Below are 17005 nucleotides of genomic sequence, written 5' to 3' on the forward strand. Positions count from 1 at the left end.
CCGTGTGGCACCCGCCAACGGCATCTGGTCACGCCACCCGCGTGGCACCCGCGAACGGCATCTGGTCGATCGGCGCGAGCCGCACCGGGGCGCTCGGGTTGGGGGCGTGGATCATCTGGCCGTTCCCGACGTAGATGCCGACGTGACTGATGCCCGAGTAGAAGAACACCAGGTCACCGGGGCGCAGCGCCGAGCGCGGGACTCGTTGGCCCGCGGCGATCTGGGCGTAGGTGGTGCGGGGCAGGGAGACGCCCGCCGAGCGGTACGCGGCCTGCGTCAGGCCTGAGCAGTCGAAGGCGTTCGGACCTGTGGCGCCCCAGACGTAGGGGCTGCCGATGGCTTTGTACGCGTAGGAGACGGCGGCCGCGGCGCGGGCGTTGGGGGCCTTGGCGGCGGTGCCACGCTGAAGGGTGCGGGCGTCGAGCTCGCGGGCGCCCGGCTGAGGGGCGCGGGTGTCCGAGCGGGCGGCCCGGCCGTGGTCGCCGGTGAACTCCGCGCGCTCTTCCTCGGTGAGCTGGGCCAGCAGCCGCTTGGCCTCGCCGAGCTTGGTGATGACGGTCCTCTTGTGCTTCCTCAGGTCCGCCTGGCGTGAGCGGAGGGCGGATAGGCGGTCGTCGGCCTCGGTGCGCAGCTGGTCGATCTCCCGAAGCTGCTTGCGTACGCCGCCGACGGCCGCGGCCTGACGGCTGCCCGCCCGGTCGACGAGCGAGGCACGGTCCAGGAACTGTTCGGGGTCCGAGGAGAGCGCGAGCTGGACGGAAGGGTCGATGCCGCCCGCGCGGTACTGGGCGGCCGCGTAGGAACCGAGGCTGTCACGGGCGGCGTTGAGCTTCTCCGTCTTGCGGGCCGCCTCGTCACGCAGCCCGCCGAGCGATTTCTCGGCCTTCCGGGCCTTCTCCTTCGCGCCGTTGTACTTCTCGGTGGCGACCTCCGCCTCACGGTAGAGCGCGTCGACCTTGGATCTCACCTCGGCGGGGCTGAGCCGGGGGTCCGCGTGTCCCGAGCCTTCGAGGGCGGTCGCCGAGGCGGCTCCCGCGAGGGCGAGGGTGGCGGCGGTGCGGGCCGTGTGGCCGGTGAGCGAGCGCTGTCTGGGCTTGCGGTGCGCTGCCACTAAGAGGGCTCCTTACCTGTCCGGCGGCGGCCCGCACAGGGGGAGCGCGCCGCCGCCGGATTTCTCGGCGGTGGTGGCCGACTGCTGCCCTCGGCGGGCGGCGGTGGGGAGCCGGTCACCTGGTGAAGGACGCTAAACCTGGCCGTCACGGGCCGGTGTCGGATTGCGCGTAATCGTCATAAGTGGGCGGAATGGCGAACGTTTCTGTCCGTACCGATGGTGAGGCGATGCCCTCTTCGCTCACAACTGCGACTAGTAGGGCGTTTGTGCCTACCGGGGCCGTAGCGGAGTGGTATGGGGCCGCCTACGGGGAGCGGTGAGGGGCCCGGCTAGGCTCCGGCCTCATGGACGTACTCATCCATCTCTTCGTCGGCCTGCACATCATCGGCATCGCCTCGCTCCTGGGCGGCTTCCTGACCCAGATGAAGCAGATGGGCCAGGGCACCGCCCGCTTCAGCCCCGCGATGCTGCACGGCGCGCTGGTCATGCTCGTCACCGGTGTGGCCCTGGTGGGCCTCAACCAGGCGGACGACAACACGGTCAACAACCTCAAGATCGGCATCAAGATGGCCGTGTTGATCGTGATCCTCGCGCTGGTCTATGTGAAGCGGGACGAGGAGAAGGTCGACAAAGGCATGTTCGGCGCGGTGGGGCTGCTGACCACGGCGAACATCTTCATCGCCGTCCTGTGGACCTGATGCCTCTGCTGGACCTGACGGCCTCTGCGGACGAACGCCCCCTGAGCGCCCTCTACGCGCGCGTGGCACGCACTCCCGGGAGAGTGCGTGCCACGCGCGTAGAGGGCGCTTTTTTCGTGGTCAGGCCGGGCGCACCACGCTGTGGATCGGCATGTAGTAGATCGACTCGACCCGTACGTTCGTGCCCGGCTTCGGGGCGTGGATCATCTTGCCGTCGCCGATGTAGATCCCTACGTGACTGATGTCGTCGTAGAAGAAGACCAGGTCACCGGGTTCGGCGTCGGCGGTCTTCACGGTCGTGCCGGCCTTCACCTGGTCCCACGTGGTGCGCGGCAGCGAGATGCCCGCGGCCTTCCACGCGTCCTGGGTGAGGCCCGAGCAGTCGTACGAGTCGGGTCCCGTGGCGCCCCAAACGTACGGCTTGCCGATCTGGGCCTCGGCGAAGCGGATCACCTTCGCGGCCTTGGTGGCGTAGCCGCCGTCCGTGCTGCCGGAGCCGGAGCCGCTGCCTGAGCCCGCGCCGCTGCCCGAGCCGGAGCCCTCGCCCTGCCCTTGGCCCTGGCCCCCCTGCCCCTGCTCTTTCTCCTTCTCCTTCTGCGCCGCCTCTTCCGCCTCGCGCTTGCGCTCCGCCTCCGCGGCCTGCTCGCGGGCCAGCTCCTCGGCCTTGCGCTTCGCCTCCCGCTTTTTCTCCCGCTCGATCGCGGCGAGCCGCGCCTTCTCCTCGGCGGTCAGCTCCGACAGCAGCCCGCGCGCCTCGCCCAGCTTCTTCTGTACGGCCCGCTTGCTCGTCCTGAGATCGTCCCGGGACTCGCTGAGCGTCTTGAGGCTCTTCGCCGCCTTCGTGCGCTGCTTCGTCGCCGACGCCTGCTCCGCCTGGTAGTCGTCGACGGCCTTCTTCTGCCGGGAGGTGAGCCGGTCCGCCAGGTGGTGCTGGTCGAAGTAGCCCTGCGGGTCGTCGGCGAGCATCATCGTGGCCGTCTGGGACGCGCCGCCCGTGCGGTACTGGGCGGCGGCGAAGGAGCCGAGCTGCTGGCGCGCCTCGTTCAGCCTGTCCGCGCGCTTGGCCACGTCGTCGAGCAGGCGGCCGACCCTCTTGCGCTGCTTCTCGGTCTTCTCCTTGGCCGAGTTGTACTTCTGGGTGGCCACGCCCGCCTGGTGGTAGAGGTCGTCGACCTTCTTGCGTACCTCTTCGAGGCTGGGCTTCGCCGGCGAGGAGGGTGCTGCCTGTGCGCTCTGCGACAGGAGCGCCACGGAGGTGAGGGCGGCCGTGGTGATGCCGACGGCCGGGGTGGTGCGTACGCCGGCTGACCGGGCCCGCGGCTTGCGGTGCGACGCCAAGGGAGGCGACTCCTTCCGTAGACCGCCTACCGGGTTAGCTGTCGGGTTCGGGCGGGTGGTCCGGAAGGTTGCCCTACAGTCCCGTACGAAGTACGGGACCGATTCACCCCAAGTTTTCGGTGGGTCCCCGGCTCCGAACATGTCGGACTCGGCGGAGGCCACCCGTTCCCGGCGGGGTTCGCCGGTGGGGGACGAGCGGCCCGCGCAGCACGCTAGCCAACTCGTGTGGCACGTGTGAAGGTTGATGTTCGATATGCCCGATACATTTCCGTGACTTTACGAGGGCCGGGGTACGGGCCCCGCAGCGGCGTGGCGGAGCGTGACGGGCCGCGGGCGGGGCGTGAGTGGAGTCCGGTGACCGGAACCCGGGGCGGGTTGTCAGTGGGGCCGCCTAGACTCGGGAGGCGATGAGCAGCCTCTTTGATGACAGCTTCCTGGCGGACATGCGGCCTTCCCGGGCCGCGGACGAAGAGCCCCCGCCGCCGCCCGAGGACAGCGCTCCGGAACCGGTTCCGGACGACTTGTTCAGCGGGAAGTTCGACGTGCCCATGGGCCGGGACACGCACTACCGCGACGGAGCCCCGCGCCCGGTCATCGACCCGGCGACGCTCCTGGAGGGGCTGAACGAGAACCAGCGCGCGGCCGTGGTGCACGCGGGCTCCCCGCTGCTCATCGTCGCCGGCGCCGGTTCCGGCAAGACGCGCGTCCTGACCCACCGCATCGCGTACCTCCTCGCCGAGCGCGGTGTGCACCCCGGCCAGATCCTCGCGATCACCTTCACGAACAAGGCCGCGGGCGAGATGAAGGAGCGCGTCGAGAACCTCGTCGGCCCCCGGGCCAACGCGATGTGGGTGTCGACCTTCCACAGCGCCTGCGTCCGCATCCTGCGGCGGGAGTACAAGAAGCTGGGCTTCACGTCCTCCTTCTCGATCTACGACGCCGCGGACTCCAAGCGCCTGATGGCCCTGGTCTGCCGTGATCTCGACCTCGACCCCAAGAAGTTCCCGCCGAAGTCCTTCAGCGCCAAGATCTCGAACCTGAAGAACGAGCTGATCGACGAGGAGGACTTCGCGGTCCAGGCCGCCGACGGCTTCGAGAAGACCCTCGCCCAGGCCTACGCCATGTACCAGTCGCGTCTGCGCGAGGCGAACGCGATGGACTTCGACGACCTGATCATGACGACGGTCCACCTCCTGCGTGCCTTCCCGGACGTCGCCGAGCACTACCGCCGCCGCTTCCGCCACGTCATGGTCGACGAGTACCAGGACACGAACCACGCCCAGTACGCCCTGGTGCGCGAGCTGGTCGGCCCCTCCGGAGGCGAGGGCGACGACCCGGCCGAGCTGTGCGTGGTGGGTGACGCGGACCAGTCGATCTACGCCTTCCGCGGCGCCACCATCCGCAACATCCTCCAGTTCGAGGAGGACTACACCGACGCGACGACGATCCTCCTGGAGCAGAACTACCGCTCCACGCAGACGATCCTCACCGCGGCGAACGCGGTCATCGAGCGGAACGAAAGCCGCCGCCCGAAGAACCTGTGGACCAACCAGGGCGCGGGCGCCCGCATCACCGGCTACGTGGCCGACACCGAGCACGACGAGGCGCAGTTCGTCGCCGACGAGATCGACAGGCTCACCGACGCGGGCGACGCGAAGGCCGGCGACGTCGCGATCTTCTACCGCACGAACGCGCAGTCCCGTGTCTTCGAAGAGATCTTCATCCGCGTCGGCCTGCCCTACAAGGTCGTCGGCGGCGTCCGCTTCTACGAGCGCAAGGAGGTCCGCGACGTCCTGGCCTACCTGCGCGTGCTCGCCAACCCCGAGGACGCGGTCCCGCTGCGGCGCATCCTCAACGTCCCCAAGCGGGGCATCGGCGACCGCGCCGAGGCGATGATCGACACGCTCGCGCAGCGCGAGAAGATCTCCTTCCCGCAGGCGCTGCGCCGCGTCGACGAGGCGTACGGCATGGCGGCCCGCTCGACCAACGCCGTCAAGCGGTTCAACACGCTCATGGAGGAGCTGCGGACCGTCGTCGAGTCCGGCGCGGGCCCGGCCGTCGTCCTGGAGGCCGTGCTCGAACGGACGGGCTACCTCGCCGAGTTGCAGGCGTCGACCGACCCGCAGGACGAGACCCGCATCGAGAACCTCCAGGAACTCGCTGCCGTCGCCCTGGAGTTCGAGCAGGAGAACGCCCAGGCGGCGAGCGTCCAGGAGGGCGCCCAGGAGGGCGACCAGACGGATGACGGTCAGACGGAAGGCGGGTCGGCGGAAGGCGACGAAGGGGCCGCGGCCCCGGCCGGTACGCTCTCCGACTTCCTGGAGCGCGTCGCCCTCGTCGCCGACTCCGACCAGATTCCGGATGAGGAGGACGACGGCTCCGGAGTCATCACGCTCATGACGCTGCACACCGCGAAGGGCCTCGAATTCCCCGTCGTGTTCCTGACCGGCATGGAGGACGGCGTCTTCCCGCACATGCGCTCTCTCGGGCAGGTCAAGGAGTTGGAGGAGGAGCGCCGCCTTGCCTACGTGGGGATCACCCGCGCGCGTGAGCGGCTCTATCTGACGCGGTCCTCGATGCGCAGCGCCTGGGGCCAGCCCTCGTACAACCCGCCGTCCCGCTTCCTCGAAGAGATTCCGGATGTGCATCTGGACTGGAAGCGGAAGGGCTCCGTCGGCGCCCCCGCGTCGTCCGGTCCCGCCGCGGGCATCGCCTCGTCGCTGTCGTCCTCGCGCTCGCGCACGGGCGGCGCGCAGGGCTTCGCCACGCGCCGCGCCTCGGAGAAGCCGGTGGTCTCGCTGGCGGTCGGGGACCGGGTCACGCACGACCAGTTCGGTCTCGGGACCGTGGTCGGGGTGAAGGGCACGGGGGCGAACGCGGAGGCGACGGTGGACTTCGGCGAGCCCAAGCCGAAGCGGCTCCTGCTTCGGTACGCGCCGGTCGAGAAGTTGTAACGCCGGGGGCGGCGGCCGGAGTTACGTCGGGTCGAGGCCGTGGCTGCGCAGCCACGGCAGCGGGTCGATCGCCGAGCCGCCGCTGGGGCGCACCTCGAAGTGCAGGTGCGGGCCGGTGGAGTTGCCGGAGTTCCCGGAGAAGGCGATCGTCTCGCCCGCCTTCACGGGACCGCTGGAGATCTTGTGCGAGGAGAGGTGGCAGTACCACGTCTCCGTGCCGTCCTTGGCGGTCACGATCGCCATGTTGCCGTAGGCGCTGTTCCACTTCGTGGTCACGGTGCCGTCGGTCGCGGCGAAGACCTCCGTGCCGTACGACACGGGGAAGTCGATGCCGGAGTGCGCCGACATCCAGTTGACGCCGGCCTGGCCGTACTGCGCGCTCAGACCGTGCTGCTTCACCGGCAGCGCGAACTTGGGGCGGAGCCGCTCCTTGCGCGCCGCCTCCGCGGCCGCCTTCTTCTGGGCGGCCACCTTCTCCGCCTTCAGGTCGATGCGCTCCTGCGTGCGGCTCGCGCGGTCCGCGAAGTCGCCCGCGTCCGCGGAGAGGTTGGCCAGCTGGGTGTCGAGCTTGTTGTTGGCGGCGGAGGGCTTCACGGACGTGGTGGTGTCCGGGGCCGAGGCCGTCGTGTCCTTCTCGTCGTCCCCGCCGAAGCTGCCCACGGAGGCGGCGGCCACCCCGGCGACACCCATCACACAGGCCGATGGCACGGCGACGGTGAGGAGGGCGGAGCGCTTGGCGGGGGTACGGCGCCGCGTTCTGGAGCGGCCCGCGCCCGATCCGCCGCTCTTGCCGCGAGCGGCGCGGGGGGCGGGGGCCGGGATCTCCGAGGTGGACCCGGACTCCGCGTCCTCGTACGGGGCCTCGCCGCCGTACGGGCTCTCGCTGTCGTAGGGGGCTTCGGGGGAGATCTCGTACTGCTCGGTCAGCTCGTACGGCTGCGGAGTCTCGTGCGACTGCGGGGCTTCGTGCGGCTCGTGCGATTCGTGTGGCTCGTGCGACTCGTGTCGCTCGTGTGACTCGTCGGCGGTGTTCCACGCCGTCGCGTCGTACGCGCCCGTGTCGAAGGACTGGGTGTCCCACTGGCCGGTCGCCGGGCCCTGGTCCCAGGAGGAGGTGTCCCACTGGCCCGTGCTGTCGGGGGTCGGTTGCGACGGGATGTCGGCCAGGTTCTGGTAGCCGCCGGTCGACCAGCCCGAGGTGTCGTAGCCGCCGGTGTCGTAGGTGGCGGCGTGCTGCTGTGCGGCGTACGCGTCGTAGTCCAGCGTTTGCTGGGTACTCGTGTGCTGGGTGCTCGTGGTCGCCCACTGGCCCGTGTCGTACCCGCTGTCCGCGGCGGTGCCGGTACTGGCGCCGGGCATGTCGCCGAAGAGGGGGTCGGTGGCGAAGCTTCCGGTGCTGATGCTTCCGGTGTCGAAACCGCCGGTGGAGTAGGCGTCATAGCCGTAGCCGCCGGGCTGGGCGCTTTGCTGGTCGTACGTCGCGTAGTGCGCGTAGTCGGCGCCGGGTGCCGAGGGCTGGGGAGTCGAGCTCCCCGACGGGTGACGGTCGTTCACCAACTTCTCTTTCGCCTCGGCAGCAGGGGCAGAGCAGTGCGGCGACTGTACCCGGCGGTATACGGGCGCGACAATCTACGGCAGGTTTCATGGTCTCAGGAAACGGGCATTCGGCCGTCTTTCGGCGGTCTGCGGGCACAGCCTTGGCCCTGCGTTCGAGCAACGTTCGATACTGAAGCTCTTTCTGGGAGCCCTGGTTCGGTGCCTCGCCGTGGTCAGGCGACCGTGAGTCCGCCCGGTGCTTCCCTGGCGTCGGCTCCTGGATGGGCCAGGTCGAGCGCCTGGCGTATGCCGTTCGCGACCGCCGGGTGCACGGGTAGCGCGAGATGGCCGATTCCGGTCACACGGATGTTCTGCGCGACGAGGTCGGGGTGGTCGACGCACGCCGTCTCCAGCGGGTCCATGATCTGGTCCAGGTCGCTCCAGAAACTCACGAACTGCGTGCGGCAGTCCGGCGCCGGTTCCTTCAGCTCCTCGATCACCGCGGAGCCCGGGCGCATCTGCCGCACGATCGGGTGCGCGTCCGCGAGCGGCGCGACGCGGGTACCGCCGTGCGGTGTGCCTAGCGTGACCAGCGTGCGTACGCGTACGTCGCCGCCGAGGCGCTGTGTGTAATAGCGGGCGATCAGGCCGCCGAGGCTGTGCCCGACGATGTCCACCTGGCGGTGGCCCGTGCGCTCGCACAGCTCATCGACGTGGCGGCCGAGCAGCTCGGCCGCGGTACGGATGTCGCAGGTCAACGGGGAGTAGTTGAGTGACTCCACGCGGCGCCCGCCGTCCTGGGACAGGGCGCGGCGGAGCAGGACGAAGACCGAGCGGTTGTCGATGAAGCCGTGCAGGAGGAGGACCGGGGGCCTGCTGTCCACGGGGAGGCGGGGTGCGTCGGGGGGCGGATGGACGGGCGTCGCCCTGCGCTCCTGGGCGATGCCCGAGGGGTAGAGGACGAGGTGGCCCGCGAGGACCGCCACTTCGAGGGCGGTCGCCTTCAGAAGGGCCAGGGAGACGCGGCCTGCCACCTGGGCGGAGAGCGCGGGGAGTGCTGCTCCCGGCAGCCTCGCCAAACCTGGCAGCCTCGCGAGACCCGGCACCCTCGCCAGACCCGGCAGGCTTGCCAGCCCCGGTAGTCCCGGTAGCCCCGCCAGTCCCAGCAGACCCGTGAGTCCCGGGGGCCTCGGCAGTCTCGGCAGCGGAAAGCTGAGCGCGCGAAAGGGGCGGGCTCCTGTGAGCGGCATCGTCGACCTCCCGAGTGGCGCACGGGAGGACGGCTCCGTCCCCCGTGTGCCCTAGGGGGAGTCGTGAGCGAGGAGTCGGCTGTGCGACGGCGTTCTGCGGCCACCGTGGTGCGGTGACGCCCTGCCCCCGTTGCGTCGCCGATGCGCTGGAGCGCCACGCCGGGCGACTGCCGACGCGGTGGTCCAACGATCTCGTTGCGGCTCCCCTCGCGCCTGGTCCGGGTGCGGAGCGTGAGCCCCTGGTAGTGGACGGCGCGCAGCGAACGTGTCCCAACGTGTGATTTCCCCCTCCCTCTCCACCGCGAAACTGCCGCTTGCGCGATGCTGGAGATAACGTTCGTTCACTTCCCCGGCCGGTGCGGTGCGGGGTATCTGTGCTTGGACAGATGGATGTCGGTACGGATATCGGTACATGGAGGCAGTGATGGGTGTGGCAGCCGGGCCGATCCGCGTGGTGGTCGCCAAGCCGGGGCTCGACGGGCACGACCGCGGGGCCAAGGTGATCGCGCGGGCCTTGCGTGACGCCGGTATGGAGGTCATCTACACCGGGCTGCACCAGACGCCCGAGCAGGTGGTGGACACCGCGATCCAGGAGGACGCCGACGCGATCGGCCTCTCCATCCTGTCCGGGGCGCACAACACGCTGTTCGCGCGGGTGCTGGAGCTTTTGAAGGAGCGGGACGCGCAGGACATCCTGGTGTTCGGCGGCGGCATCATCCCGGAGGCGGACATCGCGCCGCTGAAGGAGAAGGGCGTCGCGGAGATCTTCACACCCGGGGCCACGACGACTTCGATCGTGGAGTGGGTCCGGGCCAACGTGCAGGAGCGGGCCGGGGCGTGATCGGGCGGGGGCGTCTTGGACGGGGGCCCTCGGGCGAGGGTGCCTGACCGGGGCTTGGGGGTCGGCTCGTCTGCTTGATGACTCCGTAGCGATAGGGGCTGTGGCAGCGGGTGTGGCTGTGGCCGGGGTGTCTGCGGCCGTTGCCCGGGTGAGCGTGCGGCTCCCCGCGCCCTGGTTGGGCCCTATAGCGGCCCTACAGCGGCGGCAGCTCCTCCCGTATCGCCGCGCGGAGGCGCAACGTGGTGACCAGGCGCTGGAACGCCTCCGACCAGTAGCTTCCCGCCCCCGGTGACGCGTCCTCCGGTTCGTCGGGTATCGCCGTGAGCGCTTCCAGGCGGACCGCTTCCGCCGGGTCGAGGCAGCGTTCCGCGAGGCCCATGACCCCGCTGAAGCTCCAGGGGTAACTGCCCGCGTCCCGCGCGATGTTCAGGGCGTCCACGACCGCTCGGCCCAGTGGCTCGGACCAGGGGACCGCGCATACGCCGAGGAGCTGAAACGCCTCGGACAGGCCGTGCGAGGCGATGAAACCGGCCACCCAGTCCGCCCGTTCCGCAGTGGGCAGTGCGGCGAGGAGCTTGGCGCGCTCGGCGAGCGATACGGCCCCCGGGCCCGCGGCTTCCGGCGCCGCGGGCCTGCCGAGCAGGGCCCTGGACCAGGTCGCGTCGCGCTGCCGTACGGCAGCGCGGCACCACGCGGCGTGCAGCTCGCCCCGCCAGTCGTCGGCCACCGGGAGCGCCACTATCTGGGCCGGGGTGCGGTTGCCGAGCCGCGCGGGCCAGGTGGCGAGCGGGGCCGCTTCCACCAACTGGCCCAGCCACCAGGAGCGTTCGCCGCGCCCGGCGGGGGGCTTGGGGACCACGCCGTCCCGTTCCATCGCCACGTCGCACTCGTGCGGCGCCTCGACCATGAGGGTCGGCGTACTGGATACGTGGTCCACGGCCACGCAGGAGGCGGCCCGGGACGCCATCCGCCCGGCCAGTGCCGATTCGGGGAGCGCGGAGAGCAGTTCCGCCGCGGTGGCGCGGACGTTGCGGCTGCGGTCGGTGAGCGCCTGCTCCAGGAACGGCTCGTCCGCGGCGGAGAGGCCGGTGCGGAGCGAGTCGAGGAACATCAGGCGGTCCTCCGCCCGTTCCGTCGGCCAGGTCGTGGCGAGCAGGTCCCGGGCGGCGTGGGGGTCGTGGGCGCGGAGTGCGGCGAGGAGGGCCACCCGCTCCGCGAAGAGGCCTTCCTCCCAGAGCCGTTGGGTCTGGGCTGCGTCATCCGCGGCGGGCAGTGCCATGCCGCTGCCCGGGGTGGCGCGGAGGGCGAACTTCCAGTCCGGGTTGAGCCGGGCGAGCCACAGGGCTCTGGGTCCCGCGAAGGTGAGCGCCTGGGGGCGCAGGTCCGTACGGCCGCGAGCCGCGTTGAGGAGGGCGGGCAGCAGCTCGGGCGGCGCCCCGTAGCCCCGGGTGTTGGCCAGGGCCAGCCACTGGGGGAGGAGTTCCATCAGGTCCGGAGTGGCGCCTCGCCTGCCGCCGCTGCCGGTGCCGGGCTGGTCGGTGAGGAGCGTGGCGAGCCTGCGCCGGGCCGCGGGCGGCAAGGGCGGCCTGGGGTCCTTCGCCGCGGGCTCGGGCGGGGCGGCGGCCGGCACGGGGCGCAGTCCCGCCCTGCGTCGGACCGTCTGCACGGCTGCCTCGTCCAGGAGCGCGATCGGCGCCTCCTTGCCGGGGGCGTGCAGGGCGGCCGGCAGCGCGCGTCGATCAGTACCGAGCAGCGCAGCGGTGACCAGCTCCTCCCAGGAGGGGGGCGGGGGCGTTTGCTCGTCCCGAGGGGGGTGGGGGGTGGCCTGATCGTCCCGAGGGGTGTGGGGAGTGGTTACCCGGTTCCGAGGGGCGTGCGGGGCGGCCGGGTGGTCCTGAGAGGGGCCCGGGACCGGCGGGTTGTCCAGGGGAGGGTGCGGGGTGGGCAGGTTGTCCCGGAAGGGATGCAGGGTGGCCAGGTCTTCCTGGGAGGGATGCGGAGCTGCCCGGTCCTCCCGGGTAAGGCCGGGCGGGGTCGGCTCATCCCGGGGCAAGGGCGGGGTGGCCGGGGTCTGGCGAGAGGTGGGTGAGGGCGTGGTCCTCGTGGCAGGGCTGGGCATCTGTTCCTCCTCGCGTTCGTTCCTCAGCACAGCGGCACCGTCTCTCCCGTGCCCTGGGGCCAGGCCGCCAAGGGGGTGAAGCCCCGGTGGCCGCACTCGCCGAACACCGTCAGCGGTGCGCCTCCGGACAGGGCGATCAGGCGCCAGAGACCCGGCGAGGGAGTCGCGGGCGCTATGGGGAGCGCCGACGTGCCGTCCGCGTCGGCCAGTTGCCATCCGGTGTCGGTCCGGGCCGGTATGACCTCGGAGAGCGTCGCGGGCCAGGACTCCAGCCAGGGATCGTCCCGCAGCGCCTCGCCGTACAGGGCGGCTGCCTCCTCCGTCCGTACCCCCGGTGGACGCTCTGCCGTGGGCGCCGGGGCCGTGAACTGCTCGCCCAGGTCCGCCCGCGGCTGCCGCGCGCCCGGGTATCCGGTCAGCTCCGCGTCGAGCGCGAGGCCCACCGGCAGGGCGAGCGTCGGGGCGCGGCCCGCGGCGCCGTAGGAGAGGAGCAGCGCGGTGCGTCCGGAGTCCGTGCCGTAGAGCCAGATGCGGCGCGTGGTCAGCTTGCTGTCCGCCGTGTCGTATTGCGCGAGGACCAACCAGTGGTCCCGCAGCGGGGGATTCTCCGGCTGGGCGGGCAGGCCGACGCGGGAGCGGACCGTGGCCGCCAGCTCGTGCGGCAACTGGTCACGGCGGAGCCAGCCCTGGTCGAGGAGGTGCAGCAGGGCGCACTCCTCCAGAAGGCGCACCGGCCAGCCCGGACCCGAGGAAGGTATCGCCCCCAACTCCCGTACCCGCGCGGCCAGTCCCGGCGCCTGCGCGTCGACCATGCGGGCCGCCGTCTCCTCCCACAGGCCATACCCCGACCGCTCGGCCGAGGCCGTGCCGGCGCGCAGCAGGTCGGCCAGGCGCTGCTCCAGCTCCGTCGCCCCCGCCGTGATCCGCTCGGCCCGCTTCTCCGCTCTCCTGCGCGCCGCGTCAGCGTCCGCCGCGGGCGGAGCGGGCGAACTCCGCTTTTCCTCCGCTCTCTTGCGGCGGGACGCCAGCCACTCCTCGGCCCAGGCGGGCGGCGCCCCGTCCGGCACGGTGCCGTCGCCGCCCGACCAGATCAGCAGCAGTCCCAGCGCGTGCTTGCACGGGAACTTGCGGCTCGGGCAACTGCACTTGTACGCCGGACCCGCCGCGTCCGCGATGTCCACGACCGTCCGGTACGGCTTGCTGCCGCTGCCTTTGCACAGCCCCCACACCGCCCCCTCGTCAGAACTGCCCGCCTCCGACCATGGGCCGGCGACGCCGAGTTTGCTCCCCGCCTTGCGTGACGGAGCGTCAGGCGCCAGTGCCAGCACCTGATCCGCCGTCCAGCGCACCCCCTGCTGAGTCATGTCTCGAAGGTAGGTCCCGCCACTGACAATTGACCTGGGCGCGACTATTTATGCAGGTCAGAGGCGTGCGAGGGGCGATTGTCAGTGGCGTGGTGCACGGTGGAGACACATCCGGGCCAGACGTGCCCGGGCGAGCTGGAGGGGGATCGCTCCATGACCGTTTCCGTCGACGCGCCGACGTCCGCGACCGCGAATCCGTCGAATCCGTCCGGGGTGCTGCGCCCCCACGCCGAGCACGCCTTCGCCGCCGAACTGGCCGCGCTCGCCGCGCAGGACGACCGCCCGAGGCCGCAGCGGTGGAAGCTCTCGCCGTGGGCGGTGGCGACGTATCTGCTCGGCGGCGAGCTGCCCGACGGCACCGTGATCACCCCGAAGTACGTGGGGCCGCGCCGCATAGTCGAGGTCGCCGTCACCACGCTCGCCACCGACCGCGCCCTGCTGCTGCTCGGCGTGCCCGGCACCGCCAAGACCTGGGTCTCCGAGCATCTGGCCGCGGCGGTCAGCGGTGACTCGACACTGCTCGTGCAGGGCACGGCGGGCACGCCGGAGGAGGCGATCCGGTACGGGTGGAACTACGCCCAGCTCCTCGCGCACGGCCCGAGCCGCGACGCCCTCGTGCCCAGCCCCGTCATGCGGGCGATGGCCGAGGGCATGACCGCCCGGGTCGAGGAGCTGACCCGCATCCCCGCCGACGTACAGGACACGCTGATCACGATCCTGTCGGAGAAGACCCTGCCCATTCCAGAGCTGGGCCAGGAGGTGCAGGCCGTGCGGGGCTTCAACCTCATCGCCACCGCCAACGACCGCGACCGCGGGGTCAACGACCTGTCGAGCGCCCTGCGCCGCCGCTTCAACACCGTCGTCCTGCCGCTCCCGGAGAGCGCCGACGCCGAGGTCGACATCGTCTCGCGCCGCGTCGACCAGATCGGCCGCTCGCTCGACCTGCCCACGGGCCCCGAGGGCATCGACGAGATACGCCGTGTCGTCACCGTCTTCCGCGAGCTGCGCGACGGGGTCACGGCCGACGGGCGTACGAAGGTGAAGTCGCCCAGCGGCACCCTGTCGACGGCCGAGGCGATCTCCGTCGTCACCAACGGGCTCGCCCTGGCCGCCCACTTCGGGGACGGGGTCCTGCGCCCCGGCGACGTCGCGGCCGGCATTCTCGGCGCGGTCGTGCGCGACCCCGCGGCGGACCGGGTGATCTGGCAGGAGTATCTGGAGGCGGTCGTGCGTGAGCGTGACGGCTGGAAGGACTTCTACCGCGCGTGCCGCGAGGTGAGCGTATGACGGGGCAGCGCACGGAGTCCGCGGCGAGGGCCGGGGGGACGCTGCTGCTCGGGGTGCGGCACCACGGGCCCGGGTCGGCCCGCGCGGTGCGGGCCGCGCTCGACGAGGCACGGCCCGATGCCGTCCTCATCGAGGGGCCGCCGGAGGCCGACTCCTTGGTGCACCTCGCCGCCGACGAGGCGATGCGGCCGCCGGTCGCGCTGCTCGCGCACGTGGTGGACGAGCCGGGCCGCTCGGCGTTCTGGCCGCTCGCCGGGTTCTCCCCGGAGTGGGTCGCCATCCAGTGGGCCGCCGGACGTGGCGTGCCGGTCCGCTTCATCGACCTGCCGGCGGCGAACTCGCTGGCGCGGGCCGAAGAAGGGGGCGGGGCGGCGGGTCCGGAGGGCGATACCGCGCCGGTGGGCGAGGCGGCGCCGGGGGACGAGGTGGCTCCGGGCGCTGAGCCGGCCTCGGGAAACGACTCGGCTCCTGAGGGTGAGGACGCCGTGCGGATCGATCCCCTCGCCGTCCTCGCCGAGACCGCCGGGTACGACGATCTCGAGCGCTGGTGGGAGGACGTCGTCGAGCACCGGGGGTCGGGCGCCGACGCGTTCGCGCCCTTCGAGGCGCTGGGCGAGGCCATGGGGGCGCTGCGCGAGGCGTACGGGGACGGCGGGCACGGCCGCGACCTGGTGCGCGAGGCGCATATGCGGCTTCGGATGCGGGCCGCGCAGAAGGAGTTCGGGCCCGACCGGGTGGCCGTGGTGTGCGGGGCCTGGCATGTGCCCGCGCTGCGGCGCAGGGTCACCGTGGCCGCCGACCGGGCGCTGCTCAAGGGGCTCCCCAAGGTGAAGGCGGAGATGACGTGGGTGCCGTGGACGCACCGCAGGCTCTCCCGGGCCAGTGGGTATGGGGCGGGCATCGCGTCCCCCGGTTGGTACGGCCACTTGTTCGATGCCCCCGACCGGCCTGTCGAGCGCTGGATGACGAAGGTCGCGCGGCTGCTGCGCGAGGAGGACCGGCCCGTCTCGTCCGCGCACGTCATCGAGGCGGTCCGGCTTGCCGACACGCTCGCCGCGATGCGGGGGCGGCCGCTGGCCGGGCTCACCGAGACGACCGACGCGGTGCGGGCGGTGATGTGCGAGGGCTCGGACATCCCGCTCGCCCTCGTGCACGACAGGCTCGTCGTCGGGGATGTGCTGGGGGAGGTCCCCGAGGCGGCGCCCGCGGTGCCGCTCCAGCGCGACCTGACCCGGCTCCAGCGCAGGCTGCGTCTGAAGCCGGAGGCCCTGGAGCGGGAGTTGGAGCTGGACCTCCGCAAGGAGACGGACGCGGTCCGCAGCACACTGCTGCACCGGTTGCGGCTTCTCGGCATCGGCTGGGGTGAGCCGGTGCGGTCCCGGGGGAGCACGGGGACGTTCCGGGAGACCTGGCGGCTGCGGTGGGAGCCGGAGCTATCCGTGCGGGTCGCGGAGGCGGGGGTGTGGGGCACCACGGTGTTGGGCGCGGCCGGCGGAAAGGCGGCGGTAGACGCGGTCGGGGCGGTGACCCTCGCCGAGGTCACGGCGCTCGCCGAGCGGTGCCTGCTGGCGGAGTTGCCGGACGCGTTGCCCGTGGTGATGCGGGTGCTCGCCGACCGGGCGGCGCTGGAGGCGGACGTCGGGCACCTCGCGCAGGCGCTGCCCGCGCTCGTGCGATCACTGCGGTACGGGGATGTGCGGGGGACGGACACGGCGGCTCTGGGCCAGGTGGCTCTGGGCCTCGCCGAACGGGTCTTCGTCGGGTTGCCGCCTGCCTCCACGGGGCTCGACGCGGATGCGGCACTGGAGATGCGGGGGCATGTCGACGCGGTGCACCAGGCGGTGGGGCTGCTGGGGGAGTTGACGCCGGGGAAGCCGACGGCGGGGGCGACGGGGCCGGGCGGGGCGGGTTCTCAGGGGGTGCGGGACCGATGGGGCTCCGTGCTGCGTGCGCTCGCCCGGCGGGAGGCCGTCGCCGGGGTCGTGCGGGGGCGTGCTGTGAGGCTGCTGCTGGACGGCGGGGAGTTGGCGGACGAGGAGGTCGCCCGGCTCATGGGCCTCGCGCTGTCCCGGGGGAGCGATCCGGCTCAGGGGGCCGCCTGGATCGAGGGTTTCGTCGGCGGCGGATCCGGGGGCGGAATGCTGCTCGTGCACGACGACCGGCTCCTCGGCCTCGTGGACGACTGGCTGAGCGGGGTGTCGGCCGACGCGTTCATCGACGTACTGCCGCTGCTGCGCCGCACGTTCTCGGCGTACGAGCCGGGGGTGCGGCGCACGTTGGGGGAGCTGGTGCGGCGCGGGGCGGCAGGGGGCGGGGCAGCGGTGGGCGGGACCGGTGGTGTCCCCGGTTTCGCGCAGGAGATCGATGTGGTGCGGGCGGACGCGGTGGTGGCGACGGTACGGGTGCTGCTCGGGGCGGCGCCGGTAGGGGGGCGGTGACGTCGTGGGGGCGATGGGTGGGGCTGGAGTGGCTGGTGGGTTGAAGCGGGCGGCCGACGTGTCCGGAGT

General features: G+C 72.1%; 11 protein-coding genes and 1 riboswitch. Of the genes, 5 read left to right on the forward strand and 6 right to left on the reverse strand.

Features of this window, described 5'->3' with window-relative positions; all coding sequences use genetic code 11:
• Positions 1-28 precede the first annotated feature (28 nt).
• Positions 29-1111, reverse strand: a complete 1083-nt coding sequence (locus tag DMA15_RS22370) for a C40 family peptidase (protein WP_125514530.1) — start codon at positions 1109-1111, stop codon at positions 29-31.
• A 344-nt stretch (positions 1112-1455) separates the two neighbouring features.
• Here DMA15_RS22370 and DMA15_RS22375 point away from each other — a divergent pair, with 344 nt between their 5' ends.
• Positions 1456-1809 carry a hypothetical protein gene (locus tag DMA15_RS22375; RefSeq protein ID WP_125514531.1) on the forward strand — a complete coding sequence of 118 codons (354 nt, stop codon included), beginning with the start codon at positions 1456-1458 and terminating at the stop codon, positions 1807-1809.
• Positions 1810-1929: 120 nt separating this feature from the next.
• On the opposite strand, the gene DMA15_RS22380 is transcribed toward DMA15_RS22375, so the two are convergent.
• Positions 1930-3147 carry a C40 family peptidase gene (locus DMA15_RS22380; RefSeq protein ID WP_125514532.1) on the reverse strand — a complete coding sequence of 406 codons (1218 nt, stop codon included), beginning with the start codon at positions 3145-3147 and terminating at the stop codon, positions 1930-1932.
• 7 nt (positions 3148-3154) lie between these two features.
• Positions 3155-3311, reverse strand: a riboswitch (cyclic di-AMP (ydaO/yuaA leader).
• Between the two features lie 243 nt (positions 3312-3554).
• On the opposite strand from DMA15_RS22380, the gene pcrA reads away from it, so the two are divergent.
• A complete protein-coding gene (gene pcrA / locus DMA15_RS22385; protein ID WP_125514533.1) occupies positions 3555-6101 on the forward strand; it encodes a DNA helicase PcrA in 2547 nt (848 codons plus the stop codon).
• A gap of 21 nt (positions 6102-6122) precedes the next feature.
• On the opposite strand, the gene DMA15_RS22390 is transcribed toward pcrA, so the two are convergent.
• A complete protein-coding gene (locus tag DMA15_RS22390) occupies positions 6123-7655 on the reverse strand; it encodes a M23 family metallopeptidase (RefSeq protein WP_125514534.1) in 1533 nt (510 codons plus the stop codon).
• 215 nt (positions 7656-7870) lie between these two features.
• A complete protein-coding gene (locus tag DMA15_RS22395; RefSeq protein WP_240660242.1) occupies positions 7871-8707 on the reverse strand; it encodes an alpha/beta fold hydrolase in 837 nt (278 codons plus the stop codon).
• 604 nt (positions 8708-9311) lie between these two features.
• On the opposite strand from DMA15_RS22395, the gene DMA15_RS22400 reads away from it, so the two are divergent.
• The gene (locus tag DMA15_RS22400; protein ID WP_125514536.1) at positions 9312-9728 is read left to right on the forward strand and encodes a cobalamin B12-binding domain-containing protein; all 417 of its coding nucleotides are present in this window, start codon (positions 9312-9314) and stop codon (positions 9726-9728) included.
• Between the two features lie 193 nt (positions 9729-9921).
• Here the strand turns inward: DMA15_RS22400 and DMA15_RS22405 are convergent, their stop codons facing one another.
• Positions 9922-11847 (reverse strand): DUF5691 domain-containing protein, encoded by a 1926-nt coding sequence (locus DMA15_RS22405; protein ID WP_240659893.1) that lies wholly within the window; start codon positions 11845-11847, stop codon positions 9922-9924.
• 23 nt (positions 11848-11870) lie between these two features.
• Positions 11871-13211, reverse strand: a complete 1341-nt coding sequence (locus DMA15_RS22410; RefSeq protein WP_125514537.1) for an SWIM zinc finger family protein — start codon at positions 13209-13211, stop codon at positions 11871-11873.
• Positions 13212-13364: 153 nt separating this feature from the next.
• On the opposite strand from DMA15_RS22410, the gene DMA15_RS22415 reads away from it, so the two are divergent.
• Positions 13365-14498 (forward strand): AAA family ATPase, encoded by a 1134-nt coding sequence (locus tag DMA15_RS22415; protein ID WP_125514538.1) that lies wholly within the window; start codon positions 13365-13367, stop codon positions 14496-14498.
• On the forward strand, positions 14495-16936 hold the full coding sequence (locus DMA15_RS22420; RefSeq protein WP_125514539.1) for a DUF5682 family protein: 2442 nt from the start codon (positions 14495-14497) through the stop codon (positions 16934-16936). Before DMA15_RS22415 ends, DMA15_RS22420 begins: the two co-directional genes overlap by 4 nt.
• Positions 16937-17005: the final 69 nt, after the last annotated feature.

Origin of the sequence: Streptomyces sp. WAC 01529 (assembly GCF_003945545.1) — a bacterium.
In the GTDB taxonomy this organism is placed as follows: Bacteria; Actinomycetota; Actinomycetes; order Streptomycetales; family Streptomycetaceae; genus Streptomyces; species Streptomyces anatolicus.

Excerpts from the sequence above, each read along its gene's own strand:
- DMA15_RS22375 (WP_125514531.1), top strand. The coding sequence starts at position 1,456 with ATGGACGTACTCATCCATCTCTTCGTCGGCCTGCACATCATCGGCATC.
- pcrA (WP_125514533.1), top strand. The coding sequence starts at position 3,555 with ATGAGCAGCCTCTTTGATGACAGCTTCCTGGCGGACATGCGGCCTTCC.
- DMA15_RS22400 (WP_125514536.1), top strand. The coding sequence starts at position 9,312 with ATGGGTGTGGCAGCCGGGCCGATCCGCGTGGTGGTCGCCAAGCCGGGG.
- DMA15_RS22405 (WP_240659893.1), bottom strand. The coding sequence starts at position 11,847 with ATGCCCAGCCCTGCCACGAGGACCACGCCCTCACCCACCTCTCGCCAG.
- DMA15_RS22410 (WP_125514537.1), bottom strand. The coding sequence starts at position 13,211 with ATGACTCAGCAGGGGGTGCGCTGGACGGCGGATCAGGTGCTGGCACTG.
- DMA15_RS22415 (WP_125514538.1), top strand. The coding sequence starts at position 13,365 with ATGACCGTTTCCGTCGACGCGCCGACGTCCGCGACCGCGAATCCGTCG.
- DMA15_RS22420 (WP_125514539.1), top strand. The coding sequence starts at position 14,495 with ATGACGGGGCAGCGCACGGAGTCCGCGGCGAGGGCCGGGGGGACGCTG.